Origin of the sequence: Streptomyces griseosporeus, from assembly GCF_014656055.1 — a bacterium.
Taxonomy (GTDB): Bacteria; Actinomycetota; Actinomycetes; order Streptomycetales; family Streptomycetaceae; genus Streptomyces; species Streptomyces griseosporeus.
The window spans coordinates 704,478-728,826 of sequence record NZ_BNBR01000004.1 but is presented as its reverse complement, the minus strand read 5'-3'; the positions used below and the strand labels follow the sequence as shown (position 1 = coordinate 728,826).

General features: G+C 72.5%; 23 protein-coding genes. 11 read left to right on the top strand and 12 right to left on the bottom strand.

Features of this window, described 5'->3' with window-relative positions:
* Positions 1-35 precede the first annotated feature (35 nt).
* Both IE308_RS22225 and IE308_RS22220 read left to right on the top strand, forming a co-directional pair.
* Positions 36-1,199 (top strand): aldose epimerase family protein, encoded by a 1,164-nt coding sequence (locus IE308_RS22225; protein ID WP_190219273.1) that lies wholly within the window; start codon positions 36-38, stop codon positions 1,197-1,199.
* A gap of 110 nt (positions 1,200-1,309) precedes the next feature.
* A complete protein-coding gene (locus tag IE308_RS22220; protein ID WP_190219272.1) occupies positions 1,310-2,872 on the top strand; it encodes a pyridoxal phosphate-dependent aminotransferase in 1,563 nt (520 codons plus the stop codon).
* 33 nt (positions 2,873-2,905) lie between these two features.
* Here the strand turns inward: IE308_RS22220 and IE308_RS22215 are convergent, their stop codons facing one another.
* The 3 genes from IE308_RS22215 to IE308_RS22205 all read right to left on the bottom strand — a co-directional run bounded on the left by IE308_RS22215 (position 2,906) and on the right by IE308_RS22205 (position 6,084).
* Positions 2,906-3,466 (bottom strand): hypothetical protein, encoded by a 561-nt coding sequence (locus IE308_RS22215; RefSeq protein WP_190219271.1) that lies wholly within the window; start codon positions 3,464-3,466, stop codon positions 2,906-2,908.
* Between the two features lie 37 nt (positions 3,467-3,503).
* Positions 3,504-4,472 (bottom strand): arabinan endo-1,5-alpha-L-arabinosidase, encoded by a 969-nt coding sequence (locus tag IE308_RS22210; RefSeq protein WP_190219270.1) that lies wholly within the window; start codon positions 4,470-4,472, stop codon positions 3,504-3,506.
* 952 nt (positions 4,473-5,424) lie between these two features.
* On the bottom strand, positions 5,425-6,084 hold the full coding sequence (locus IE308_RS22205) for a DUF4360 domain-containing protein (protein ID WP_190219269.1): 660 nt from the start codon (positions 6,082-6,084) through the stop codon (positions 5,425-5,427).
* Between the two features lie 199 nt (positions 6,085-6,283).
* Here IE308_RS22205 and IE308_RS22200 point away from each other — a divergent pair, with 199 nt between their 5' ends.
* On the top strand, positions 6,284-6,943 hold the full coding sequence (locus IE308_RS22200; RefSeq protein WP_190219268.1) for a hypothetical protein: 660 nt from the start codon (positions 6,284-6,286) through the stop codon (positions 6,941-6,943).
* 13 nt (positions 6,944-6,956) lie between these two features.
* Here the strand turns inward: IE308_RS22200 and IE308_RS22195 are convergent, their stop codons facing one another.
* From IE308_RS22195 to IE308_RS22170, 6 genes are all read right to left on the bottom strand, one after another.
* On the bottom strand, positions 6,957-7,418 hold the full coding sequence (locus IE308_RS22195; protein WP_190219267.1) for an RrF2 family transcriptional regulator: 462 nt from the start codon (positions 7,416-7,418) through the stop codon (positions 6,957-6,959).
* A gap of 25 nt (positions 7,419-7,443) precedes the next feature.
* Positions 7,444-8,949 carry an arabinosylfuranosidase ArfA gene (arfA, locus tag IE308_RS22190; protein ID WP_190219266.1) on the bottom strand — a complete coding sequence of 502 codons (1,506 nt, stop codon included), beginning with the start codon at positions 8,947-8,949 and terminating at the stop codon, positions 7,444-7,446.
* A gap of 107 nt (positions 8,950-9,056) precedes the next feature.
* Positions 9,057-10,019 (bottom strand): arabinan endo-1,5-alpha-L-arabinosidase, encoded by a 963-nt coding sequence (locus IE308_RS22185; RefSeq protein ID WP_190219265.1) that lies wholly within the window; start codon positions 10,017-10,019, stop codon positions 9,057-9,059.
* Between the two features lie 2 nt (positions 10,020-10,021).
* Positions 10,022-10,885, bottom strand: coding sequence for a carbohydrate ABC transporter permease (locus IE308_RS22180; RefSeq protein WP_190219264.1), 864 nt, complete (start codon positions 10,883-10,885; stop codon positions 10,022-10,024).
* On the bottom strand, positions 10,882-11,820 hold the full coding sequence (locus IE308_RS22175) for a carbohydrate ABC transporter permease (RefSeq protein WP_190219263.1): 939 nt from the start codon (positions 11,818-11,820) through the stop codon (positions 10,882-10,884). Before IE308_RS22175 ends, IE308_RS22180 begins: the two co-directional genes overlap by 4 nt.
* Entirely contained in the window at positions 11,817-13,166 is a 1,350-nt protein-coding gene (locus tag IE308_RS22170) for an extracellular solute-binding protein (protein WP_190219262.1), read from the bottom strand. Before IE308_RS22170 ends, IE308_RS22175 begins: the two co-directional genes overlap by 4 nt.
* A gap of 247 nt (positions 13,167-13,413) precedes the next feature.
* Here IE308_RS22170 and IE308_RS22165 point away from each other — a divergent pair, with 247 nt between their 5' ends.
* The 5 genes from IE308_RS22165 to IE308_RS22145 all read left to right on the top strand — a co-directional run bounded on the left by IE308_RS22165 (position 13,414) and on the right by IE308_RS22145 (position 19,299).
* Positions 13,414-14,709: an MAB_1171c family putative transporter gene (locus IE308_RS22165; protein WP_229908992.1), complete on the top strand. Its 1,296-nt coding sequence runs from the start codon at positions 13,414-13,416 to the stop codon at positions 14,707-14,709.
* A 72-nt stretch (positions 14,710-14,781) separates the two neighbouring features.
* On the top strand, positions 14,782-15,294 hold the full coding sequence (locus IE308_RS22160; protein WP_110627991.1) for a toxin: 513 nt from the start codon (positions 14,782-14,784) through the stop codon (positions 15,292-15,294).
* On the top strand, positions 15,291-16,667 hold the full coding sequence (locus tag IE308_RS22155) for an MAB_1171c family putative transporter (protein ID WP_229908991.1): 1,377 nt from the start codon (positions 15,291-15,293) through the stop codon (positions 16,665-16,667). Before IE308_RS22160 ends, IE308_RS22155 begins: the two co-directional genes overlap by 4 nt.
* Positions 16,664-17,824: an MAB_1171c family putative transporter gene (locus IE308_RS22150; RefSeq protein ID WP_190219261.1), complete on the top strand. Its 1,161-nt coding sequence runs from the start codon at positions 16,664-16,666 to the stop codon at positions 17,822-17,824. The genes IE308_RS22155 and IE308_RS22150 overlap by 4 nt, the downstream gene beginning before the upstream one ends.
* A 62-nt stretch (positions 17,825-17,886) precedes the next feature.
* Positions 17,887-19,299, top strand: a complete 1,413-nt coding sequence (locus IE308_RS22145; RefSeq protein ID WP_190219260.1) for an FAD-dependent oxidoreductase — start codon at positions 17,887-17,889, stop codon at positions 19,297-19,299.
* Here the strand turns inward: IE308_RS22145 and IE308_RS22140 are convergent.
* Both IE308_RS22140 and IE308_RS22135 read right to left on the bottom strand, forming a co-directional pair.
* Complete coding sequence (locus IE308_RS22140) at positions 19,289-20,140, bottom strand: SMP-30/gluconolactonase/LRE family protein (protein ID WP_190219259.1); 852 nt, start codon at positions 20,138-20,140, stop codon at positions 19,289-19,291. The genes IE308_RS22145 and IE308_RS22140 overlap by 11 nt on opposite strands.
* Positions 20,137-20,910 (bottom strand): IclR family transcriptional regulator, encoded by a 774-nt coding sequence (locus IE308_RS22135; RefSeq protein ID WP_190219258.1) that lies wholly within the window; start codon positions 20,908-20,910, stop codon positions 20,137-20,139. Before IE308_RS22135 ends, IE308_RS22140 begins: the two co-directional genes overlap by 4 nt.
* A gap of 150 nt (positions 20,911-21,060) precedes the next feature.
* Here IE308_RS22135 and IE308_RS22130 point away from each other — a divergent pair, with 150 nt between their 5' ends.
* Both IE308_RS22130 and IE308_RS22125 read left to right on the top strand, forming a co-directional pair.
* Entirely contained in the window at positions 21,061-21,648 is a 588-nt protein-coding gene (locus IE308_RS22130) for a hypothetical protein (protein WP_190219257.1), read from the top strand.
* 124 nt (positions 21,649-21,772) lie between these two features.
* Complete coding sequence (locus IE308_RS22125; protein ID WP_110627995.1) at positions 21,773-22,192, top strand: hypothetical protein; 420 nt, start codon at positions 21,773-21,775, stop codon at positions 22,190-22,192.
* A 28-nt stretch (positions 22,193-22,220) separates the two neighbouring features.
* Here IE308_RS22125 and IE308_RS22120 read toward each other — a convergent pair whose 3' ends face one another.
* The gene (locus IE308_RS22120) at positions 22,221-23,093 is read right to left on the bottom strand and encodes an ATP-grasp domain-containing protein (RefSeq protein WP_190219256.1); all 873 of its coding nucleotides are present in this window, start codon (positions 23,091-23,093) and stop codon (positions 22,221-22,223) included.
* 137 nt (positions 23,094-23,230) lie between these two features.
* On the opposite strand from IE308_RS22120, the gene IE308_RS22115 reads away from it, so the two are divergent.
* Positions 23,231-24,322 (top strand): MerR family transcriptional regulator, encoded by a 1,092-nt coding sequence (locus tag IE308_RS22115; protein ID WP_229908990.1) that lies wholly within the window; start codon positions 23,231-23,233, stop codon positions 24,320-24,322.
* The last annotated feature ends 27 nt before the right edge of the window (positions 24,323-24,349 follow it).

The window sequence follows — 24,349 nt, the reverse complement described above, 5'->3', positions numbered from 1 at the left end:
ACGCGGGGCCCTCTCCCTTTTCAGGAGCCGCACTCATGGAACTGAACAGACGCACGGTCATCGCATCGGCCGCGGCGGCGGGCCTCGCCGCGACGACGCTCGGCGGCACCGCCGAGGCGACCCCGGCCGGGTCCTCGAAGGGCAGGAAGCCGGTGAAGGAACTCTTCGGCACGCTCGCCGACGGGACGAAGGTGCACCGCTGGTCGCTGGAGAACGGCGGCACCCGGCTGAAGGTGCTGTCGTACGGCGGCATCGTGCAGTCCCTGGAGATCCCCGACCGCCGCGGCCGGTACGCCAACGTGTCGGCGGGCTTCGACAACCTCGACGACTACGTGGCGTCCAGCCCGTACTTCGGCGCGCTGATCGGCCGCTACGGCAACCGCATCGGCAAGGGGCAGTTCACCCTGGACGGCAAGAGCTACCAGCTGTCCGTCAACGACGGCGACAACAGCCTGCACGGCGGCGCGAAGGGCTTCGACAAGCGGGTGTGGGACGTGGAGCCCTTCACCGACAGCTCCGGCGTCGGCCTGCACCTGCACTACACCAGCGTCGACGGTGAGATGGGCTACCCGGGCACGCTCAAGGTGAAGGTGACGTACACCCTCACCCGGCACGGCGACTGGATCATCGACTACGAGGCCACCACCGACAAGGCCACCGTCGTCAACCTCACCAGCCACGTCTACTGGAACCTCGGCGGCGAGGGCAGCGGCACCATCGAGGACCACGAGCTGCAGATCGCCGCCACCCGCTACACCCCCACCGACAGCGGCCTCATCCCGACCGGCGAACTGGCGAAGGTCGCCGGAACGCCCTTCGACTTCCGCCACTCCAAGCCGATCGGCCGGGACATCCGCGCCGGGCACGAGCAGCAGGTGATGGCCAAGGGCTTCGACCACAACTGGGTCCTGGACAAGGGCATCACCGCGAAGCCGGAGCACGCGGCGACCCTGCGCGACCCGTCCTCCGGCCGCTCCCTGAAGATCGCGACGAACGAGCCCGGCCTGCAGTTCTACTCGGGCAACTTCCTCGACGGCACGCTGACCGGCACCAGCGGCCGGGTCTACCGGCAGGGCGACGCGCTCTGCCTGGAGACGCAGCACTTCCCGGACGCGCCGAACCACCCGTCGTTCCCGTCGACGGTGCTGCGGCCGGGGCAGGTGTACCGCACGCGCACGGTGCACACGTTCGGCAGCTGAGCGTGTTCACGGGGCCGTCGGCGCGGTTGATTGAACACCGCCACACCGGCCGGCGTATGTAAGGGCGGCCCGTGCTCCCCCGCACGGGCCACCCACATACGGAGGTCGCCTTGGCCGGAAACGTCACCTCGCTCTTCCGCGGCACCGCTGCGCACAGCCCGTCGATGGCGGCGCTGACCCGGGAGAGCGGCGACGGTTCCGGCCCGGTCGACTTCTGCATCCCCTGCAACCCGTACTTCCCCACCCCGGCGATGTTCGACGAGATGGCGGCGCGGCTGCGCGACATCGTCACGTACTACCCGAGCGGCGCCGACACCATCACCGCCGAGCTGTGCGGCCTGCTCCAGCTGCCCCCGCAGTGCGTGGCCATGGGCAACGGCTCCACGGAACTGATCACCTGGATCGACCACCTCCTGGTCCGGGAGTCCCTCGCCGTGCCCGTCCCCACCTTCGGGCGCTGGACCGACCAGCCGATGGAGACCGGCAAGCGGGTCGACATGTTCCCCTTGCAGGAGGCCGGCGGCTTCGCCCTCGACCTCGCGCAGTACGCCGACTTCGTCCGCACGCGCGGCACCCGGACCGTGGTGATCTGCAACCCCAACAACCCCGACGGCGGCTATCTGCGCAAGCACGCGGTCGTGCAGTTCATGGACGCGATGGCCGACCGGGACCTCGTCGTGATCGACGAGAGCTTCCTGGAGTTCGCCGACGCGGAAGCGGAACCGTCGGTGGTGCAGGAGGCGATGCTGCGGCCCAACGTGATCGTGCTGCGCAGCCTCGGCAAGAACTTCGGCCTGCACGGCATCCGCTTCGGCTACCTGGTGGCGAACCCGGCGCTGGCCGGCCGCGTCCGCTCCATGCTCCCCAAGTGGAACCTCAACTCCTTCGCCGAGTACGTCGTCTTCATGCTGAAGGAGCACGGCGCGGAGTACGCGCAGAGCCTCGCGCAGGTGCGCCGGGACCGCCTGGAGATGGCGAGCCGCCTCTCCGAGCTGCCCGGCCTGACCGTCTACCCCTCCCAGGGCAACTTCCTCTTCGTGCGCCTGCCCGTGGGCGCCGAGGGCACCGTGGTGCGGGACCGGCTGCTCACCGAGCACCGGATCCTGGTCCGCGAGTGCGGCAACAAGATCGGTTCGTCCAGTCGCTTCCTGCGGCTCGTGGTGCGCCCCCAGGTGGACGTGCGTCGCCTGGTGTCCGGCCTGGAACAGGTGCTCTACGGGACGTCCAGGAGGGGAGCCGCCGTACCCGAGCTGGGCAACGGGACCAGCTACAGCTCGGGTACGGCGGCGGTGGACCGGCTGGTGAGCGCGACGAACGGGGCGGGGCTGGCGGCGGTGTCGGGAGCGGCGGCGCTGTCGGCTCCGGCGGCGTCGGCGGGGCCGGCGGTGTCGCAGCCGTTGCCGCAGGCGGTGCCGGCGCCCGCGCCGGTGCCGACACCCATGCCTACGCCGGTACCGCAGCCGGTACCCGTGCCTACGCCTATGCCGACGCCGACGCCGACGCCTCAGCCGATGCCCGCCGCGGCCGGTCTCACGCCGCCGGGTGTACCGGCCCGCGGAGGCCTGACGGCCGCGCAGGTGAGGGGCACCAACGGACTCACCCCGGCTCCGGCCACGGGCTGGCCGACCCCGGGCTCCTGGCCGAACGCGGCGGGGATGGACCAGGCGGGCTGAGAGGGCGGGGCGTGCGGTCGGCCGGCCAGGCGGTCAGCGCGCCGCGTGCTGTGCGGCCATCCGCCGGCAGTGGGCGCGGGCCGGCTCGATGCCGTCGCCGTCCGGCAGCAGTTCCCCGGCCTCGACGAGCGCCGCCCAGTACGCGGCCGGGTCGCCGTCGGCTCTGACCCGCCGCCGGTCGGAGGCGAGCTGGAGGTAGGCCCGGCTGAGCTGTCCGCCGCGCAGCCACCGGGAGAGGCTGACCGCGAACCCGCTCGGCACGCCCCTGCCGTAGGCCGCGATCGCCGCGCCCAGCAGCTCCCGGACCCGCTCCTCGCGCGGGCCGAGCCGCCGGTCGACGACGAAGAGGCCCCCGGCCTGCAGAAGGAGGACGACGCCCTCCTCGTCGCCGGGAACGCACTCCGCGACGAGCAGCGCGGCCTCGTCGGCGTCCAGCCGCCGCTCCGCCTCCTCGCGCGCGAGGCCGAGGGCGAGACAGGTGGCGAGGGCGGCGGTACGGACGTCACCGGTCTGCCGGGTCAGGTCGACGCACACACCGACCTCGTCCGTACCACCGCGCAGGGCGTCCCGCGCCCACTCGACCAGCGCCTCCACGCCCTCCGCCCTCCACTCACCCCTTGCCCTCTTCACCTCAGTAGGCGACGGGCCAGCCGCTGCTCCAGTTGAGCAGGTTGATGCCGAGCTTAGGGGTGCCGTTGTCGTTGCCGTCGTAGTAGTGGTAGACGATCAGGTCCCCGTCGCCGTCCTTCATGATCGACTGCCCGCCGGGCCCGATGACACTGCCGTGGGACTCCAGCACCGCGGTCCCCCCGTTGTTCATCAGGGCGACGCCGTTCTTGTCGTAGTACGGCCCGGTGACGCTGGTGGCGCGGCCGACCTTGACCTTGTAGGTGGAGCTGGTGCCGGCGCAGCAGGTGTCGTACGAGGCGAAGAGGTAGTAGTAGCCGTTGCGCTTGACGATGAAGGGCGCCTCGACGGCCTTGGTGCCGGTGGGCCGGGAGGCGAGGGAGTACCGGGTGGTGTTGCCGGCGTACTGCTTCCCGGTGGCCGGATCGATGCGGATCATCTTGATGCCGGTCCACCAACTGCCGAAGGACAGCCACCACTTGCCGTCGTCGTCGACGAAGAGGTTCGGGTCGATGGCGTTGTAGTCGCTGGAGGTGGTGGAGGTGTAGACGATGCCGTAGTCCGTCCACGAGCCCGGCAGCCCGGTGGTGGACCCGGCCAGCCCGATCGCCGAGGTGTTGTACCCGAACTTGGAGACGGCGTAGTACATCAGGTACTTGCCGCCGTGGTACGAGATGTCCGGCGCCCAGGCCTCGGTGTTGTACGACGCCCACCAGCCGGGCCTGGTCGAGAACGCGTCGGCGCCGGAGCTGAAGGCGATCCGGTCGGTGGAGGTGCGGTAGGAGAGCCCGCCGCCGGTGCCGTACAGCAGGTAACGGCCGCTGGAGGTACGGACCATGGACGGGTCGTGGATGGTGGTGGCACCGGTGACGGTGCCGGGGTTCGGGTAGGCCGAGGCGGTCGTCGGCACGAGGGCGAGGAGGACTGCGGCGGGGAGGGCGAGCAGGGACCTGTTGAGGGCGGTGCGGCTCATGGGGGGACGCTCCTTCAGTGGGGATGATTCTGTTCGCGGTATCGAACAGCGGTCGCGTCATCGGACGGGACCGTAGAATCGAACCCCTTGCGCGTCAATGGTTCACGCACGAACAGAAGTTGGGCCCGGACGGCCTTACCGGGCCCCGGCACGCGGTCCACGACCTCCCAGCAGCCGCAGCCCGAAGTCCCTCCCGGGAACGCGCCCATGTGTCACGGCGTTCGCGGGCCGCCCGCTTCTCGGCCAGTGTCGTGCTTCCGCGACCCGAGTAAAGGGCGCTCCGCGTCGCCTGCGGCGATGGCCCTCCGGGCCACCCTTGACTCGGCCCGCTCCAGCACGGGGAAGAAGCGAGCGGACGGCCCGGAAAGCGGGTGGCCGAGCCAAGCCCACCCTTACCGGCACTGCCTAGTCACCGCCGGTAAGGGATGCGCGCTCGCGCCTCGCCAGCACGCCGGGAAGGCTTAGCGGCTGACGGCCGGTGGCAGGTGTGCGCGCCCGCACCTCACAAGCACGCCGGGAAGGCTTGGCGGCTGACGGCCGGTGGGCCCATCGGCGGCTATCGGCACGAAGCTTCCATGTGCGCCGCCCCGCACCCGGACCCAAGGGCCCACGCATGCAAGGTTCCCGCCAATCAGCCCTCCCGAAGGTGGCCCACCACCCACCACCGGCCGTCAGCCGCCAAGCCGTCCCGGCGTGCAGGCGAGGCGCGACCGCGTCCCCCAGCCCACAGCCACAGGTCAACGCCGCCAAGGGCCCGAAGGGGTCGGGCCCCCCGCTCCCCTCCGGCCGCTCGCTCGCTTCTCCCCCGTGCTGGAGCGGGGTGTGTCAAGGGGCGGCCGGCAGGCCGATCGCCGTCAGGCGACGCGGAACGCAGCGCAAGCGGAGTGGAGCGCCCTTGACTCACCCTGCTCCAGCACGACAATCGCCCAGAAGCGAGCGGCCCCACGGCAACTCAGCCAGCCGACGTTCCCTTCGGTGCGCACTCCTTCCATGCCAGGTGGTACACCGTGCTGATGTCGCCGTCCGTCGAGTCCATCGTCATGAAGCTGACCTTGCCGGGGGCCGACGTGCCCGCGTTGACTCTCAGCTCCGTGTTGATGTTGAAGTTGCGCTGGACTCCGCAGGGGGCCCAGACCAGTTGGGCCCAGTCCGTCTCGTCCGTGGCCTGCCAGTTGTCGTTGTAGGGGCCGGAGAGGGGGTGGTTGCGGTAGGCGGTCTGGGAGGAGCCCTGGAAGTAGTAGGAGGCCCTCTGCGCCGCCGTCGCGCCCTGCTGCAGGGACGCGAAGCCGCGGTAGTCCGCGCTGGCGATGGCGTACGTGAAGCCGCCGGGGACGTGGACGACCAGGCTGAGCTGGCAGTTCTTGCGGAAGGCCGTGGGGTCGGAGTTCCCGCCCGCCTGGGCGAGGTAGTCGCTGTAGGTCACGGTGAAGGCGGTGTTGTCCTCGGAGACCGCCACCGCCGTCGTGCCCTGGGGACAGCCGGAGCCGTTCACCGTGGCGACCTTGATGACGATCTTGTCGGGGGGCGGGTCGGTGAAGACCGGCGAGGACGACGGCAGTGCGGTGGTGAGCAGCGCGGCGAGCGCTCCGCTCAGGAGAAGGCCGGCAGGCATGGTCAACCGTCCGTTCGGTGGGGGGTGTTGAAGCGTTCGATGGGACTGTGCGGGCGGTGTGCGCTTTCTGTGAAGGTCGCGCTCCGGCCATTCACTTGCCGTCGTTCACTCACGACTCCCCGCTGCTGTGACAGGCCTGTGACCGGACGTGTGGCTTCCGCCACGGAGGTGCGACGGGCCCGGGCAGCAAGATCATCCGATGGTCAGCAGACAGCGCATCCTCCTCGCCGCCCTCGCCGCCGCCGGCGTGGTCGCCGGTGTCGTCGTCGGGTGGTCCGGGCTCGACACCGTCAACGGGTGCGGGCTGCCCGCCAACCGGTGGCCGTCCGAGAGCGCCCGGGACTGGGTGGAGAACGCCGACGTGGTGGTCGTGGGGCGGGCCGTGCGGGAGCGGGAGAGCGGGCGGGAGAAGCTGGCCGTGGGGGCGTACCGGTACGACGTGCGGCGGACCGTGACGCTCGTGCGCGAGTCCGTGCTCTTCGAGTCCCGGCTGCGCGGTCATCCGGCCGTCGGCGACTCCGTCGACGTGGCGGCTCCCGGCTGGAAGGAGCCGCGTTCCGGCGGCGCGCTCGTCCCTCAGGTCACCGGCGACGCCCCGCGCATCGAGGTCGGGCACGTGTACGTCCTCGCCCTGCGCCGGGACGGGGGCGCGTGGCGGGGGATCGGCGAGGGCGGGGTCGTACCCTTCGACGGGCATGTCGTCGGGCAGGGCGAGTGGTGCGGGCAGACGGTCACCACCGACGACTTCGCCGAGGGCGAGCGGTTCGGGCGGCACGAGGACGACAGCCTGGAGAAGGTGACGCTCGGGGAAGGCGTGCAGGCCGTCGAGCGGGAGCTGAGGCGCGCCGGACGCGGCTGACCGGCCCGCGTCGCTACGGGTTCTCCCACGCCGTCGGTTCCGCCGCCAGGCGGCGTACCGGTTCCGGGAGGGCGTCCGCGGCGATGTCGGCGACGGTGACGCCCTCCAGGATCCTGCGGACGTTCGCGCGCAGGGCGATCCACAGCGGCAGGAGGGGTTCGGCCGTGCCCTGGTACGTCAGGGCCGTCGGGCGTTCGCCGCGGACCGAGACGATCGGGCCGTCGACCGCCCGGATGACGTCCGCGACGGTGATCGCGGACGCGTCACGGGCGAGGCGGTAGCCGCCGCCCCCGCCGCGGCGGCTGTCCACGATGCCGCCGCGGCGCAGGTCGCCGAGGATCCCTTCGAGGAACTTGTGCGGGATGCCCTGGGCGGCGGCGATCGCCTCCGCCTTCACGGGGTCGCCGCCGCCCTGCCGTACGGCCAGTTCCAGTACCGCCCGTACCGCGTAGTCCGCCCGTGCCGAGATCCTCATGCGCCCATTGTGGAGGAGCCCCGGGTCAGGCCAGCCGGATCACGTTCCAGGACAGCGGCTCCAGTACGGCGGTGAGCCGGCCGTCCGTGACCTTCGTGCCCTCGACCGCGTGCGGGACGACCCGCTCGGGCTCGGCGAGGGTGTTCCGGGCGTCCGGGTCGGCGTCGGCCAGGGCGCTGTGCTCGACGACCCGGGTGAGGCCGAGGCCGTTGAGGGCCACCTCCAGGGGCAGCGCCTCGGCGCGGCCGCGGTTCACCGCGAAGACGGTGACCGTGCCGTCCTCGGCGCGGACCGCGGTGGCGTGCAGCAGGTCGGCCTCGCCGTACTTCTTCGTCTCGTACGTCGGCGAGTCCACCCGCACGTCCAGCACCTCGCCGCGGCCGTACCGGCTGGCCTGCGCGAAGGGGAAGAACGTCGTCTGCCGCCAGGCCGGGCCGCCCGGCTCGGTCATGATCGGGGCGATGACGTTCACCAGCTGGGCCAGGCAGGCCACGGTGACGCGGTCGGCGTGCCGGAGCAGCGCGATGAGGAGCGAGCCGAAGACCACGGCGTCGGTGACGCTGTAGTTGTCCTCCAGCAGGCGCGGGGCCTCCGGCCAGTCGAGGGCGCTGACCTCGGCCTCGGTGCGGGAGAGGTACCAGACGTTCCACTCGTCGAAGGAGAGGTTGATCTTCTTCTTCGACTTCAGACGGGCCCCGACGTGGTCGCAGGTGGCGACGACGTTCTCGATGAACGACTCCATGTCCACGGCGGAGGCGAGGAAGGAGTCGACGTCGCCGTCGAGGGGCTCGTAGTAGGCGTGCAGGGAGATGTAGTCGACCAGGTCGTACGTCTCGGCGAGGACCGTCGCCTCCCATTCGGCGAAGGTCGGCATCGACTGGCCGGAGCTGCCGCAGGCGACCAGCTCGACGCCGGGGTCGATCTGGCGCATCGCGCGGGCCGTCTCGGCGGCGATGCGGCCGTACTCCTCCGCCGTCTTGTGGCCGGTCTGCCAGGGGCCGTCCATCTCGTTGCCGAGGCACCACAGGCGGATGCCGAAGGGGTCCTTGTCGCCGTGGGCGACGCGGAGGTCCGAGAGGGCCGTGCCGGAGGGGTGGTTGGCGTACTCCTGGAGTTCCAGGGCCTCGGCGACACCGCGGGTGCCGAGGTTGACCGCCATCATCGGCTCGGCCTGGGGGCCGACCTTCTTCAGGAAGGCGATGTACTCCGAGAGGCCGAAACGGTTCGTCTCCGTGGAGCGCCAGGCCAGGTCGAGGCGGCGGGGGCGCTCCTCGACCGGGCCGACGGAGTCCTCCCACTTGTAGCCGGAGACGAAGTTGCCGCCGGGGTAGCGGATGGCGGTGACGCCGAGTTCGCGCACCAGGTCGAGGACGTCCTGGCGCAGGCCCGCCTCGTCGGCGGTGGGGTGGCCGGGTTCGAAGATGCCTGTGTAGACGCAGCGGCCGAGGTGTTCGACGAAGGAGCCGAAGAGGCGGGGGTTGACCTGGGCGACGGTGAAGGCGGGGTCCAGGGTGAAGCGGGCGGTGCGCATGTTCGCCTTTCGAGGTGGGTGGCTTGTGAATCGTCGGCATGTGCGGGTGGTTCGTGTCTGGTCGCGCTCACGCGGCGGAGCCGCATATTCAATGCAGCCCCGCGCCCCTAGGTCGGTTCCGGCCAGCCCGTTTTCCAGCTCAGCCTGTTCAGTCCCAGCTTCGGGGTGCCGTTGTCGTCCGCGTCGTAGTAGTGGTACGCCAGCCAGTCCTGGCCCCGGTCGCGGAAGACCGACTCGCCGCCGGTGCCGACGTAGCGGCCGTGGCCGGCGAGGAGGAGGTCGCCGCCGCCCTCCAGGAGGGGCTTGCCCGTGCTGTCGGTGTAGGGGCCCGTCACGGAGGTGGAGCGGCCCACCTTGATCTTGTAGGTGGAGTCGGCACCCGAGCAGCAGGCGTCGTAGGAGGCGAAGAGGTAGTAGTAGCGGCCGTGCTTGACGATGTACGGGCCTTCGATCGCGTACGGGGCGTCGGGACGGGTCGCCAGGTGGTGGACGGTCGCGTTCGGCAGGGCCTTGCCCGTCTCCGGGTCCAGCTCGACCATGCGGATACCGGTCCAGTAGGAGCCGAAGGTCATCCAGAGCCGGCCCTGGGACGTGACGACGGCCGGGTCGATGGCGTTCCAGGGGTCGGTGCGTTCGGAGGTGAAGACCTTGCCGTGGTCGGTCCAGGTGCCCGGCAGGCCGGTCCGCGAGGTGGCCACGCCGATCGCCGAGTGGTTGGTGCCCCATGACGAAACCCCGTAGTACAGCCAGTACGCGCCGTCGCGATAGGAGATGTCCGGCGCCCAGGGGTCGCCGGTGTCGTTGTACTCGTACCACCAGGCCGGGGGCTCGGCGAAGGCGTTGCCGGCGTCGGACCAGTGGCTGCCGTCCGTGGACAGGCGGGCGCCGATGACGCCGCCGGTGGAGTAGGCCGCGTAGCCGCCGGACTTGAGGCGGATCACCGTCGGGTCGTGGATGATCTCCTGGCCGGTGATCGGGCGGGGGTCGGGGTAGCTCTCGGCCGCCTGGGCTGCGTGGGGCGTGAGGGCGATGAGGGTGGCCGTGGCCGCGGCCGTGAGGGTGGTGCGCATGGTCACTGGCCTGCCAATCCGGTGTGTGCGACACCCGCCACGATCTGGCGCTGGAAGAAGACGAAGACGATGATCAGCGGCAGTCCGGCCATCAGACCGCCGGCCATGAGCTGGGCCCACTGGATGCCGTAGGAGTTCATGACGGTCGCGATGCCGTTCGGCATGGTCATCAGGTCGGGGTTGTTGGTCACCATGTACGGCCAGAGGAAGTTGTTCCAGCTGGCGATGAAGGTGAAGATGCCGACCGCGGCGAGGGAGGGCCGGGACAGCGGCAGGATGATCGTGAAGAAGACCCGCCAGCGGCCGGCGCCGTCGATGAAGGCGGCCTCTTCGAGTTCGCGGGGGATGCCCTGGAAGAACTTGTAGAGGATGTAGACCATCGCGGCGGGCGCGCACTGCGGCAGGATCATGCCCCAGTAGGTGTCGACCATCCCCATCTGCTGCACGGTGGTGAACAGCGGGACGCCGAGGACGGCCGGGGAGATCATCAGGCCGGACATGACGACGCCCATGAGGACGGACTTGCCGCGGAACTCGGTGCGGGCGAAGCCGTATCCGGCGAGGGCGCTGACCAGCAGCACGACGGTGGTCACGCAGACCGAGACGACGAGCGAGTTCACGAACCAGTCGGTGATGTTGCCCGTCTCGAAGAGGGCCTGCCACGCCTGGCCCGTCCAGTCCTGGGGCAGCCAGTGCGGCGGGATCTCGGCCGCCTCGGCCTCGGACTTGAACGAGGTGAACAGGGCGGCGGCGACGGGCGCGACGAAGACGGCGGAGACGACGGCGCCGAGCGCGGTCAGGACGATCTGGCTGGGCGTCCAGGGCCTGCGGGTCCGGGTGGTGAGCCGGATCTGGGTGCTGCTCATCGGGTGGCCTCCTCACGGGTGCGCAGCAGCCACATCCGCGCCAGGGCGACGACTGCGATGATCACGAAGAAGATGATGGAGACGGCGGAGGCGTAGCCCACGCGGTAGCTGGTGAAGCCCTGTTCGAGGGTGTATTGAACGAAGGAGCGGGTGCTCAGCTCCGGTCCGGGGCCGAAGTCCATCATCACGACGGCCTGGTCGAACAGTTGCAGCGAGGCGAGGACCTGGAGCGCGACGACCAGGCCGGTGATGGTGCGCAGCATCGGCAGGGTGATGTGGACCATGCGGTGCCAGGCATTGGCGCCGTCCAGCTTGGCCGCCTCGTACAGATGGGCGGGGATGCCCTGGAGGGCGGCCAGGTAGAGCAGGAAGCTGAAGCCGACCGTCCACCACAGGGTCTCGATGACGACGGCGAGCATGGCGTACGACTTGTCGGTCAGCCAAGGTGTGTCGATGCCGAGGGTCTCGTTGAACAGGCCGATGCCCTGGGTGAACAGCCACTGCCACATGTTGGCGGCGACGGTGGACGGCAGCAGGAACGGGGCGAAGAAGCACAGCCGCCAGATCCATTTCCCGCGTTCGATGTGGTGGGCGAGCATCGCGAGCAGGAAGGCGAGGACGGTGATGCAGGGCACGACGAGGAGGGTGAAGTACGCGCTGTGGCCCAGCGAGTCCCACATCATCGGGTCGTCGAGAGCCTCGCGGTAGTTGTCGAGGCCGATGAAGCTCGCGCCCTCGCCGGAGATGTTGGCGTCGGTGAAGCTGAGCCAGATGCCGCGCAGCAGCGGCCAGATCACGAAGAGGGCGAACAGGGCGACGAAGGGGGCGACGAACCAGCCGCCGTGCTGGAAGCCCTCCTTTCGGCGGACGGTCGCGGTGGCCGTGGCGGTGCGGGCCCGGGCCGGGGCGATGACGGTCTGAGCGCTGGTCGTCATGCGACCGCACCTCCCTGCGCGGCGGTCTGGCCGTCCATCGGGTTCTTCGAGGCGAGGAGTGTGGCGAGCCGGTCCTTCATGCGCCGTGCGGCGGCGTCCGGCCTGGCGGAGCCCATGGTCGAGGAGACGACGATCGGGCCGAGGTCCTGGGCGAGGATGCCGGTGGAGCCCGCGAACCACACCTTGGGTTCGGTGGCCTGGTGGTCCATGGCCTGGACGTACTCGTTCTGCGGGGTGAGCTTCTTGTACGCGTCGGTGGACAGGGTCGGGGTGTACGCCGGGATGTGGCCGCCGGCCGCCCACTGCTGGGCGTGGCGGACGATGTAGGCGGCGAGGCGGTGGGCGGCCTCGTTGGGCGCTCCGCCGCGGCCGGCCTGGTGAGGCAGGACGAAGGAGTGGGACTCGGCGTGGGTGGCCTGCCTGCCGAAGACGGGCGGCAGCGGGGTGGCGCCGTAGTCGAGCTTCGCGCCGGAGAAGACCGGCACGGACCAGTTGCCCTCCCAGGTGAAGGGGGCGCCGTTGATGAACTGTTCGCCGGTGGGCGCGCCGGGGATGACGTAGCCGTCGGTGACGTGCCGCCGGAGGAACTCCAGGACCTGGGTGGCCTTGTCGGCGTCGAAGGTGACGTCTGTGTTGGCGTCGTCGAACCACGTGCCGCCGAGCTGGGTGTAGAAGGCGACGAAGAACCACCACTGGAAGTTCTGGTCGTTGGTCCACAGGCCGATCGTCTGCAGGCCCTTCTTCTGGGCCTGCCGGGCCTTCTTCAGGACGTCGAACCACTCGGTGGTGGAGGTGACGGGGATCATCCGGCCGTCGTCGCCGAGCAGGCCGGCCTTGCGGAGCACGTCCTTGCGGTAGAAGCAGAGCTGGACGTGGATGTCGAGCGGCAGGGCGTAGAGCTTGCCGTCGATGACGCCGCGGTTCCACAGCGCGGGGTGGTAGTCCTCCTGCCGTACGCCGTACTTGGCGAGGAGGTCCATGTCCCAGGGGTCGAGGAGCCGCCCCGGGGAGAAGCCCGCGACCCGGCCGAGGTGCATGACGCCGAGTTCGGGGGCGCGGTTGCCGGCGGCGGCCATCGCCAGCTTGGTGTAGAAGGGGTTGCCCCACTGGAGGGTGGAGTCCTTCACGTCGATGCCGGGGGTCTCCTTACGGAAGGCGTCCAGCATCGCGATCATGTTGGCGCCGTCGCCGCCGCTGAAGAGGTTCCAGTAGCGGACGCGGGTGCGTGCGGAGGAGGCGAGGGCGTCGGCGCCCGTGCCGAGGGCGGCGAAGCCGAAGCTGCCCGCGACGGCCAGGCCGCCCGCCGTGGCCAGAAGGTGCCTGCGATTCAGGCCAGGTCGTCCCATTGCCTGCCCTTACTGTTCGAAACGGTGCTGGATCTGCGGCCCACGTATGACTCGGACATGGACGTTCGACTCGGACATGGACGTTCGATATTTCGGATGGCGCTCGTAACTTCGAACGGGACCGTAAGGTGCCCGCGCGTGCCCGTCAATGGGTCGTGCACGAACTTGCGGGCCGGATCCGAAAAGTGACGCGGACACGTTCGGCCCCGTACGCTCGGAGCACCTCGCGGCGGAGGAAGGAGGCGGGTTGGCAGGGCTGGCGCTCACTCCGTCGGCGTTCGTCACCGACTTCTACACCTCGTTCTGGTGGGTCCCGACGCTCGTCCTGGGCTGCGCACTCGCCGTCAAACTGCCCACCATCCTGCGCCTGTGGAAGGACCCGCTGCTGCGGGCCGTCGGCGGACTGCTCCTGCTGGCGTGCGCGGTGTTCGTGTGCGTCGCGCCGTCCACGATCGCCTGGGCCAACCGGGTCACCGGCATCCCCAACTTCGCCGCCCCGCTGGTGTACTCGCTGCTCACCGCGTTCTGCGCGTCCTGCCTGCTGCTCACCATCGCCTGGCGCAACGGCCCGGCCGGGCACTCGGCGGCCACCCGCCGCGCCCGGCGCCTGGTCGTCACCGCCTACGCGGCCGTCATCGTCGCGCTGTGGGTGCTGTTCGCGCTCGCCGACGCGCCCGTGGAGCGGCTGCGGGACCTGGACACCTACTACGCCACGACGCCGTTCATGCGCGAGCTGATCGTGCTCTACCTGCTCGCGCACTGCGTGGCCGTGCTGTTCACCTACCGGCTCACCTGGAACTGGGTGCGCACCGACGGCCTCGACGGCTGGCTGCGCTGGGGGCTGGTCTTCCTCGCCGGCGGCTACGCGCTCAACCTCGTCTTCGACGCCGCCAAGCTGACCGCCGTGGGCGCCCGGTGGACCGGCCACGACCTCGACCGGCTGAGCACCGACGCGGCACCGCCGGTCGCCGGGCTGTCCGCCGTGCTGCTCGCGGTCGGCTTCATCCTGCCGCACCTCGGGCAGTACCTGCGGGAACGGTGGCGGGTCCGGCACGCCCACCGCGAACTGCGCCCGCTCTACCTGCTGCTGCGGTCCGTGCACGGTTCCGGGGTGCCGTTCGAACTGCGGGCCGCGCCCGAGCTGCGGCTCGTACGGCGCGAGACGTTCATCCGCGACGTGCTGCTGCCGCTCGCCCGCGACCTCGACGAGGACCTGCGCTGCGCGGCCCTGGACGCCGCGCTCGCCCTCGGCCACCCGCCGGAGCGGGCCCGGGCGCTCGCGGCGGCGGTGACCCTGCTGGACGCCGCCGGCGGCCGCCGCGGACGGCCCGACGGACCGGCCCCCGCCGCCGGCGGCACGGGCGTCGACCCCGCCGGGTTGCTCCGGGAGATCGGCGCGGTCTCCCGGGCACTGCGCCGCCCCGACGTCCTCCAGGAGGTGCGCACCCGCGCCATGGCCCGCGGCACCGACCTCGATCCGGCGCCCGGCCAGGGGCCGGCCCGTCACAAGGGGCCTAGTGCGGCCCCCCGGTCCTTGGGATAGTGCACAGATGCCCCCCACGAGCACATCAGGACGGTGCCGAGAACAGTGCGTACGTGGCGTACGAGCAAGGAGATGCGTCGGCTCGCCGACGCCCTCATCGACCCCATACGAGTACCTCTCCCGACGGACCCGGAGACGCTGTTCGCCGCACTCGTCGACTCCGTGACCGCCTGGCGCGGCCACGAGGTCACCGTCCAGCGCGAGGTCTTCCCCCCGCACACGGCGAGCGGGCTGTGGCTCGCGCGCGAGGGGCAGGACATCGTGGTCGTCGACCGGCGGGCGGCGGTGTGGCACCAGATCGTGATCTTCTGTCACGAGGTGTGGCACATGAACCGCCGGGCCGACGAGGAGCCCGCCCCGTCGCCGCCGGCCGCCGCGGCCGTGCCCCGCCCGGTCGCCGCCCGCACCGACTTCACCCTCGACGAGGAACAGGAGGCGGACCGTTTCGGCATGCTGATGGGCCGCCGGCTGCGGGCCTGGCTGGAGGCGTCCCCCGACTCGGTGTTCGCCGCCGGCACCGACGGCCCCCAGGACCTCGCCGGGCGGATCGGGGCCGCGCTCAACTACCGGGGGACACGACGATGAACGGCCTGACCAACTACGTCAGCTGCGGCGTGCTGTGGCTCGGCCTGGCCGTCAAGGCACCGGACCTGGTCCGGCACCGGCACGACCCGTACCTGCGGGCCATCTGCGCGGTGCTGTGCCTCGCCGGCCTGTGCTTCTTCCTCGGCGCGCCGCCCACCATCGGCGCGGTGAACCGGCTCAGCGGCGTGCCGAACCTCGCCGCGCCGCTCACCTACGCGGCGATCACCGCCTACGGCGCCGCCTCCCAGGTGCTCATCGTGCGCTGGCGGGGCGGGGCCGGGGTACGGCGGGTCGCGCGCCGCTGGATCGTCGCGTACGCGGGCGTGATCCTCGGCATCGCGGTGGCGTTCACGCTGGGCGACGCGCCCGTGGAGCGCCGTACCGACCTGGACACCTACTACGCGAGGACGCCGTTCATCGCCGAGATGATCGTGCTGTACCTGGTCGCGCACCTCACCGCCGCCACGGTCACGATGGTCTCCGCGCTCGGCTGGGCGAGGCAGGTGACCGGATGGCTGCGCGCGGGCCTGCTCGTGCTGGGCGTGGGCACGCTGTGCAACGCGGGCTTCAGCGCGGCCAAGCTCGTCGCGGTGTCCGCCCGCTGGTCCGGGCGGGACTGGGCGGCGCTGGACACGAACGTCTCCCCGGCGGCGGCCGGGCTGGGCGCGCTGCTCACCTCGGTCGGCATCCTCGTCCCGCTGACCGGCCCGCGGCTCGCGGAGCGGCACCGGGCCCGGCGGGCGTACGCGCGTCTCGCGCCGCTGGAGCGTGAACTGGACGGCGTCCTGACCCGGCACGCCCTGCGGCTGCCCCGGCCGCGCTGGTCCGTCCCGCACGCCCGGCTGATGTGGCGCCAGACCAGCGTGCAGAACGCGCTCGGCTACCTGGACGGCACCTGGGACCCGCTGCTGTACGCCGAGACCCACGAGGCCGCCCTGCGCGCGACCGCCGACCCGGCCCGGGCCGAGGCCACGGCCTGGGCGGCGGTCATCACGGAGGCGGCCCTGCGCGACGGCGAACGCCGGGACGGCGAACGGGGCCCCGCGTGGCCGGCGCCGGCGCGTACCGGGTCCTCGGGTCCGGTCGGCGCGCAGGGCGCGGATGCGGCCGCTGGCGTCGGCGTCACCGGTGTCCTCGGCACCAGCGGAACGGCCGCCACGACCGGTGCTCTCGGAGCCGTCGGCGCGGAGGCGTCCCGCGAGGCCGGCCTGCTCCCGCGGCTGTCCGGTGTCCCGGGGGCCGGCCCGGTGGACCTGGTGGCCGTCGCGGACGCGCTGCGGGGGTCCGCGCTCGTCGCCGACCTGCGCCGGCGGCTGCGCGGGGCCGACGCGGCGAACGGGGTGAACGGCGTGAACGAGGTGCGTCCGGTATGAGCGTCGTGGTCTATCTCGCGGCCTGTGTCTTCGGGTTCTCCTCCGTCCTGCTCTTCCGGCGGCGGCCGGGCACCGCCCAGCGCGACCCGCTGACCGTCTCCACCTGCGCGGCGATCGTCCTCGGCGCCCTCGTCTTCGTGTGCGCGGCCCCGCTGACGCTGTCCACGGTCAACGACCTGACGGGCATCCCCAACTTCGGTGCGCCGCTGACGTACGGCATGCTCTCGGCGTACAGCTGCTCGCTGCTCATCCTGCTGGTCAACTGGCGTGGCGGCCCCCGGGAACAGGTGCGCCGGCTGGTGCTGCGCTGCGTCGCCGCCTACGGGGCGGTGATCGTGGCGATCGTCGTGCTGTTCGCCCTCGGCGACGCCCGCACCGAGCGGCTCACCGACCTCGACACCTACTACGCGACCACGCCCGGTCTGCGGGAGATGATCCTGCTCTACCTGCTGGGGCACAGCGCGGCCATGCTCGCGATGTGCGCGGTGTGCGTGAAGTGGGGGCGCGCGGTCACCGGGCTGCTGCGGACCGGGCTGCGGCTGATCCTGGCCGGTGCGCTGCTGGATCTGCTGGGCTTCCAGGCGGCGAAGTACGCGGCGGTCGTGGCCCGTTGGACCGGGCACGACCTGGACTTCCTGTCCACGTCCGTGGCCCCGCCGATGGCGTCCCTCGCCGCGCTGATCTGCTCGGCCGGGTTCGTGCTGCCGAGGCTGCTGCCGGCGGCGGTGGCGCAGTGGCGGAGTCTCGGCGACCACCGGGAGCTGGGGCCGCTGTGGTCCGCGGTGCGTTTCGCCTCCACCGCGCCGCAGCCGAGGACGGCCTGGTGGTGGCTGCCGCAGGAGCGGCTGCGCTGGCGGGAGGTGTCCATCCACGACGCGCTGCTCGCGCTGGCGCCGTACTTCGACGAGGACGTCCGCACGCGGGCCCTCGACGAGGCGTTGCGCGCCGGGCGTTCTCCGCACCAGGCCCGGATCGACGCGGAGGCCGCGATGCTGGCCGCCGCCACCCGCAGGGCCACCGCGCACGAGCAGCCGCTGGACGCGCCGAGCCCGTACCGGCTGCACGCGACGGAGGTCCCCGGCACCAGCGGGCTGGTGGAGCTGGCGCGTGCGCTGCCGCGCTGCCCCTGGACGCGGCCGGACCTGCGAGTACGGTAAGTGCCACCTCCCCCACGGCACTTGCCCCCACGCGCCCGCGTCCGCCGAACTGAAGGAGTCCCATGCCGTACAGAGCTGTCGTCGTCGGAGCCGGCCTCGCCGGGATGCTCGCCGCGGCGGCGTTGTCGGCCGCCGTGGACGAGGTGCTCGTGGTGGAGCGGGACGACCTGCCCGGGGGGCCGGAGCACCGCAGGGGGCTGCCCCAGGGCCGGCACGCCCACCTGCTGATGCCCGGCGGCCTGGACGCCATGGAGGAGCTGATACCGGGCGGGGGGGTGCGCGAGGCGCTGCTGGCCGCCGGCGCGCACGAGGTGGCGCTCGGCTCGGGCATGCTGGCGTACACCACGGAGGGGTGGCTGCGCCGCTGGCGCGACGGCGGGCCCCGCATGGTGACGTGCAGCCGGGCGCTGCTGGACTGGGTGGTGCGCGCCCTGGTGCTGGAGCACTGCCCCGGCGTGCGGATCGAGCGGGGACGGGCCGTGGAACTCGCCGCCTCCGGCAGCCGCGTGACCGGCGTACGGGCCGTCCTCGGCGCGGACGACGCCGCCCCGGCGACGGAACTCGCCGCCGACCTGGTCGTGGACGCCGCCGGGCGGGGCTCGCGCATCGTGACGTGGCTGGAGAGCCTCGGCGTGCACGGCATCCGGGAGCGGAGCATCGACGTCGGCCTCGTCAACGCCACGCGTCTGTACCGGACGCCCGACGGTGCCGAGGACTTCCCGCTGACCGTGCTGCAGGCCGACCCGTACGGGGGCCGTCCCGGGCGCAGCGGGATGGTCCTGCCCATCGAGGGCGGGCGCTGGATGGTGAGCCTGGCGGGGACCCGCGGCGGGGAACCCCCGGCGGACGCGGAGGGTTTCCTGCGGTACATGCTCGACCTGCCGCACCCGATCGTCGGGCGGCTCGTCTCCGGGGCGGAGCCGCTGGGTGACGTGCACGTCAGCCGCAGTACGAAGAACACGCGCCGCTATCTGGAGCGGGTGCGCGCGTGGCCGGAGGGGCTGGTCGTCCTCGGGGACGCGGTGGCCACCTTCAACCCGGCGTACGGGCAGGGCATGGCGGTGGCCGCGATCGGGGCCGCGGGGCTGAGGCGGGAGCTGGAGCGCGGGGGGCCGGCGGCGCCCGGTCTGGCGCGGCGCGTGCAGCGCCGGGCGGGCCGGGTGGTGGAGGCGGCGTGGGCGTCGGCGGTCGGGCAGGACGTGTGGTTCCCGGAGGTGCGCGGCGGCCGGCCCGGCCTCGCGGACCGGCTCGTCACCGGCTATTCGCGCCGGCTGACGGGCGCGGCCGCCTCGTCGCCCGGCGCCGCGCGGGCGTTGTGGGACGTGACGAGCATGCGGAGGGGACCGGGCCGGCTGCTGCGGCCCGACGCGGTGCTGGCCGCGCTGGCCGGGCCGCTGCTGCCCCCGCTGGCGGGGCCGCCGCTGACGCCGGCCGAGCGCAAGATCCTCGCGGAGCTGGACCGCACTAGCCCTTGAACGCGGGGTGCGGCAGCCCCTTACCGGCGCCCGGCACCCTCAGCAGGGAGCCCGACAGCGGGGAGGGGACCGTGAGGCCGACGCGGGCCGTGGTGATGTACAGGTCGGTCAGGTCGGGGCCGCCGAACGCGCAGGCCGTGACGCGCGGGGTGGGCAGCGTGATCGTGCGGTCCAGGTGGCCGGTGGGGGTGTAGCGGCGTACCGCGCCGCCGTCCCACAGCGCCACCCACACGCAGCCGTCCGCGTCCACGGTGAGCCCGTCGGGGAAGCCGGCGCCCTCCTCGATCTCCGCGAGCGGCCGGCGGCCGGTCACGCGGCCGTCGTCCGGGGACCAGTCGAAGACGTCGATCCGGCGGGTCGGCGTGTCGATGTAGTACATGAGCCGCCCGTCGGGGCTCCAGCCCGTGCCGTTGCTGACCGTCACGGAGGGGAGGACCACCTCCGCGGACCCGTCCCCGGCCACCCGGGACAGCGTGCCGCCGCCGGGCGCCTCGTCGTAGCGCATCGTGCCCGCCCACAGCGAGCCGTCGGGCGCGACGGCGGCGTCGTTGGCGCGGCGGCCGGGCACCGGCTCGTGGTGCAGCCAGCGGAAGGCGCCGTCGGGGTCGAGGAGGCCGACCCCGTCCCGCAGGTTCAGCACCAGCCCCCCGCCGGCCCGCGGCTTGACCGCGCCGACGTGCTGCTCCGTGGTGCGGACCGTGCGCCGCCCGGAGGAGGGGTCGTAGGTGTGGACGCGGGAGGAGAGGATGTCGATCCACAGCAGGCGGCCCGTGGCCGGGTCCCAGGTGGGGCCCTCGCCGAGCGTCGCCTCGGCCCGTACCGCGACCTCGTACGCCGTCATGCCACGCTCCGGTGGCCCAGGCGCTCGGAGAGGTCGGCCGCGCCCTTCGCGGCGAGCTGCTCCAGCTCGGCGCGGCGCTCGTCGCTCCAGCGGATCATCGGCACGGAGATGGACAGGGCGGCCACGACCTGGCCGGTGCGGTCGCGGACCGGGGCGGCGACGCAGCTGACGTCCGGGTTGGACTCGCGGCTCTCCACGGCGATCCCGCGGGTGCGGATCTCGGCGAGGGCCTCGCGCAGCGCGGCCGGTTCGGTGATGCTGTTGGGGGTCATCGCGGCCAGCTCGGCGTCGTCGGGGATGCGCGCGGTGAGCTCCGGCTCGGGGAGGGAGGCGAGCAGCATCTTGCCGACGGAGGTGCAGTGGGCGGGCAGGCGGCGGCCGGCGGCCGACACCATGCGGACGGCGTGCGTGGAGTCGACCTTGGCGATGTAGATGACGTCGGTGCCTTCGAGGATGGCCACGTGGACCGTCTCGTCGCAGGTCTCGGCAACCGTGCGGGCGACCTGCTGGCCCTCGGCGGCGAGGTCGAGCTGCTCGGCGTAACGGGCGCCGAGCTGGTACGGGCGGACGCCCAGCCGGTAGCGTCCGGGCTGGCCGGGCACGGGGACGATGTACTGGCGGGCGGCGAGCGTGGTGACCAGCTCGTGCACGGTGGTGCGCGGCAGCTGGAGCTTGCGCACGATGTCGGGGGCGGAGAGTGTGCCGTCCCCGTCGAGGAAGAGCTCGAGAATGTCGAGAGCCCGGGTCACGGCAGGTACGAGTCGTCCCACGACCGGCCCCCTCCCTTGTGTGGTGTGAGGCGCCTGCGTTCGAGATTTCAACAGGCGATCGGCATGACGAACACAGGCTAGCCATCGCGGGCACGCCGGGCAATGGCCGCGGGCGGCTCGTACGCCGCCGTCGTACGCCACGATGGGGTCATGCCGCCCACCGCCCCCCGGCCGCCCTTCACCGTCGCCGACTTCCAGCTGGTGCTGCTGCGCCGGATGGCCGACCACTGTCCCGACCTGGTCGCGGACGCCCGGCGGGAGCTGGGCGCGTCCCTGACGGAGATGCGGGAGGCCAACAAGCGGTGGCAGGCGATGGTCCGCTCGCCGCGGGCACGGTCGTCCGCGAGCCGCTACCGGTCGGTGCTCGGGCCGCCGGAGTCGGAGGGCAAGCGCGCGATCGGCGATCTGGAGTGCGCGGTGTGGCGGTGGCCGCTCCCCCTCTGGCCCGACCTGCGCTTCGAGGTGACGCTCGGCCCGCGGGGCGCGGTGTGGAACGAGTGGCTGGTCCGGGCCCCCGGGGCGCCCTCCCCCGCCCTCCGCACCCTCGACGACCTGACCCCCTGGTCCTGCACGGTCGACGAGGCGGCCCGCGCCTTCGCCCCGGCCCGCCCCCTGGAGGGCACCGCACCCACCCGCTGGGGCCTCGCCTTCACCGCCCCCGACGCGCGGGGCGTACGGCACGAGGTGGTCGCCGAGTTCACCTGGGGCCTGCTCCAGCGCACGGCGGTCGCCGGCTGACCGACGCCCGAACCTGCGTGCCGCGCCCACCTGTTGACGGGCCTGAGCATGATCACCGTCGGCATAGGATGCTCGTCGACCACCAGTACGGATCCCGACCAGGATCCCGATCACAGGGGGAACCTTGAAGAAGAAGCTCGCCCGCGTCCTCGCCGTGGGCGCGGCCGCCGTCGGCGTCCTCGCCTTCTCCGCCGGCCCGGCGTCGGCCGGCGGCGTCTCCGAGCAGATCAGCGGCGCGTACGGCAGCGCCGACTTCTACTACTCCAGCAAGACCACCGCCAACCGCATCTACCTCAAGCTCCTCGACCGCGCCCCCGACGGCCACCACGTCCGTCTCCGCGTCCAGTCCGTCACCCCTGACCGTGTGGTGACGAGTTACGCCTGGCGCAAGGTCACCACCGGCGCCGGCACGACGGGCGAGTGGGTGACCGACCTCCAGGACACCCGCGGCATCCGGGCCCTGCGCATCCAGGTCTGCGTCTTCGAGGGCGACTCGGCCCTGGGCTGCGACGAGTCCAAGTGGGACGACAACACGTACTACTAGGCCGTACGCCTGCCGGCAGGCCGTCCGGCTATGGCCGGGCCGCCTCCAGCAGCGCCTCCACCACCCGGGGCACCGACCCCGGGTGCAGGAACAGGAACAGGTTCGGTTCGACCAGTTCCAGTTCCATCACGCACGGTCGGCCGTCCTCCGTGTCCGCCAGGTCCACCCGCGCGTACAGCAGCGCCGGGTCGCCGGGGACGGCCGCCAGCGCCCTTTCGGCCACGGCCAGTTCGGCGGCTGTCGGTTGCCACACCTCCAGCCCGGGATGCGCGACCTTCTGCGCGTCGTAGGCCGTCTCCCGGGACAGCACCGCCCGCTTGCGGCTGGCGTGCAGGAGCCGGCCGCCGAAGAACTGCAGGGCGCGCTCGCCCGTGGTGTCGATCGCCGTGAGGTACGGCTGGATCATCGCCGTCAGGCCCTCCTCGTGGAGGCGGGCCACGTGCCGCCGCGCCGTCTCCCGCCCGTCCGGCGTGTAGCGGGCGGCATAGCGGGCGCCCGCGCCCGACGTGGGCTTCACGACGTACTCGCCCTCGGTGGGGAGGGCGGGAGACTCACCCGGGGCCACGTACCTCGTCGGCACGACCGGGACGTCCGCCGCCGCCAGGTCGCCGAGGTAGCGCTTGTCCGTGTTCCAGCGGATCACCTCCGGCGGGTTGGCCAGCCGCGTCGCCGTGCCCACCTTGTGGGCCCACGCCAGGAACTCCGCCGCCCTCCAGCTGTAGTCCCAGGTCGAGCGGATCACCACCAGGTCGAAGCCGGTCCAGTCGAGAGAGGGGTCGTCCCAGGGCGCCGCCACGGCGTCCGCGCCGGCCGCCCGCAGCGCCTCCACCAGGACCGGCAGGTCGCGGTCCTTGCTCGGCTCGGCTCCGGGGTCGTACGTGGCGAGGGCTATGCGGGGCACGATCGGTCCTCCTCGGACGGCTGCGGTCGCTCCGCAGGCTAACCGGCCCCGCGGGAACCGGGACAGGCCGCTTGACCTTCACCGAAGGGGAAGCCCCAGCATCGGTGGCGGAACAGCGGCACGAGGTCGAGGTGGTCATGGACTCCACGCAACAGCCCGGCATGCTCACCATCGGCGCCTTCGCCCGCGCCTGCCGGCTCTCGCCGAAGGCGCTCAGGCTCTACGACGAGCTGGAGCTGCTGCGGCCCGCGCGCGTGGACCCGGACACCGGCTACCGCTACTACGCCGCGGGCCAGTTGGAGCAGGCCCGGCTGGTGGCCTGGCTGCGGCGGCTGGGGATGCCGCTGGCCGGCATCCGCCAGGTCGTCCGGCTGCCGCCCGGCGCCGCCGCCGCGGAGATCCGCGCCTACTGGGCGCGGGTCGAGGCGGAGACGGCCGTACGGCGCGACCTCGCCGCGTTCCTCGTCGGGCAACTCGACCCGGCGGCCGCCGTACCGGGGAAGGACACCACCACCATGCTGGAACTCCGCTGCTCCGCCCACTCCGACCGGGGCCTGGTCCGGCCCGCCAACCAGGACACCGCCCACGCGGGGCCGCGGCTGCTCGCCGTCGCCGACGGGTTCGGGCCGGCGGGCGGGTCCGCGAGCAGCGCCGCCGTGGAGGCGCTGCGCTTCCTGGACGCCGCGGAGCCGCCCGCGGGCGGCGTCCTGAACCTGCTGGAGGACGCCCTGCACGGGGCGATGGAGGCCGTGCGGGACGCCACCGGGCCCGAGGAGGCGGGCACGACGCTCACCGCGCTGCTGTGGACCGGCGGCGGGCAGCTCGCGCTGGTGCACATCGGCGACTCGCGGGCGTACCTGCTGCGCGACGGGGAGCTGTTCCGCATCACCCACGACCACACGATGGTGCAGTCGATGGTCGACGAGGGGCGGCTGACCGAGGCGGAGGCGGCCAGCCACCCGCAGCGCTCCCTGCTGGTCAGGGCCATCGGGGCGGAACCCCCGGCCGTCCCGGACCTGCGGCTGCACGACGCGCGTCCCGGTGACCGCTACCTGCTGTGCTCCGACGGGCTGTACGGCGTCGTCGCCGAGGACCGGCTGCACGGCCTCCTCGCCGACGCGGCCGACCCGGGCACCGCCGTACGGGAGCTGATCGCCGCCGCTCACGCGGCCGGCGGGCCGGACAACATCAGCTGTGTCGTCGCCGATGTGGCGGAGGCCGCCGCGTGAGGGGCGCGGCCGGGGCAGGATCGGTCC

Excerpts from the sequence above, each read along its gene's own strand:
- IE308_RS22225 (WP_190219273.1), top strand. The coding sequence starts at position 36 with ATGGAACTGAACAGACGCACGGTCATCGCATCGGCCGCGGCGGCGGGC.
- IE308_RS22210 (WP_190219270.1), bottom strand. The coding sequence starts at position 4,472 with ATGAGCCGCACCGCCCTCAACAGGTCCCTGCTCGCCCTCCCCGCCGCA.
- IE308_RS22205 (WP_190219269.1), bottom strand. The coding sequence starts at position 6,084 with ATGCCTGCCGGCCTTCTCCTGAGCGGAGCGCTCGCCGCGCTGCTCACC.
- IE308_RS22200 (WP_190219268.1), top strand. The coding sequence starts at position 6,284 with ATGGTCAGCAGACAGCGCATCCTCCTCGCCGCCCTCGCCGCCGCCGGC.
- IE308_RS22195 (WP_190219267.1), bottom strand. The coding sequence starts at position 7,418 with ATGAGGATCTCGGCACGGGCGGACTACGCGGTACGGGCGGTACTGGAA.
- arfA (WP_190219266.1), bottom strand. The coding sequence starts at position 8,949 with ATGCGCACCGCCCGCTTCACCCTGGACCCCGCCTTCACCGTCGCCCAG.
- IE308_RS22185 (WP_190219265.1), bottom strand. The coding sequence starts at position 10,019 with ATGCGCACCACCCTCACGGCCGCGGCCACGGCCACCCTCATCGCCCTC.
- IE308_RS22180 (WP_190219264.1), bottom strand. The coding sequence starts at position 10,885 with ATGAGCAGCACCCAGATCCGGCTCACCACCCGGACCCGCAGGCCCTGG.
- IE308_RS22175 (WP_190219263.1), bottom strand. The coding sequence starts at position 11,820 with ATGACGACCAGCGCTCAGACCGTCATCGCCCCGGCCCGGGCCCGCACC.
- IE308_RS22170 (WP_190219262.1), bottom strand. The coding sequence starts at position 13,166 with ATGGGACGACCTGGCCTGAATCGCAGGCACCTTCTGGCCACGGCGGGC.
- IE308_RS22160 (WP_110627991.1), top strand. The coding sequence starts at position 14,782 with ATGCGTCGGCTCGCCGACGCCCTCATCGACCCCATACGAGTACCTCTC.
- IE308_RS22155 (WP_229908991.1), top strand. The coding sequence starts at position 15,291 with ATGAACGGCCTGACCAACTACGTCAGCTGCGGCGTGCTGTGGCTCGGC.
- IE308_RS22150 (WP_190219261.1), top strand. The coding sequence starts at position 16,664 with ATGAGCGTCGTGGTCTATCTCGCGGCCTGTGTCTTCGGGTTCTCCTCC.
- IE308_RS22145 (WP_190219260.1), top strand. The coding sequence starts at position 17,887 with ATGCCGTACAGAGCTGTCGTCGTCGGAGCCGGCCTCGCCGGGATGCTC.
- IE308_RS22140 (WP_190219259.1), bottom strand. The coding sequence starts at position 20,140 with ATGACGGCGTACGAGGTCGCGGTACGGGCCGAGGCGACGCTCGGCGAG.
- IE308_RS22130 (WP_190219257.1), top strand. The coding sequence starts at position 21,061 with ATGCCGCCCACCGCCCCCCGGCCGCCCTTCACCGTCGCCGACTTCCAG.
- IE308_RS22115 (WP_229908990.1), top strand. The coding sequence starts at position 23,231 with ATGGACTCCACGCAACAGCCCGGCATGCTCACCATCGGCGCCTTCGCC.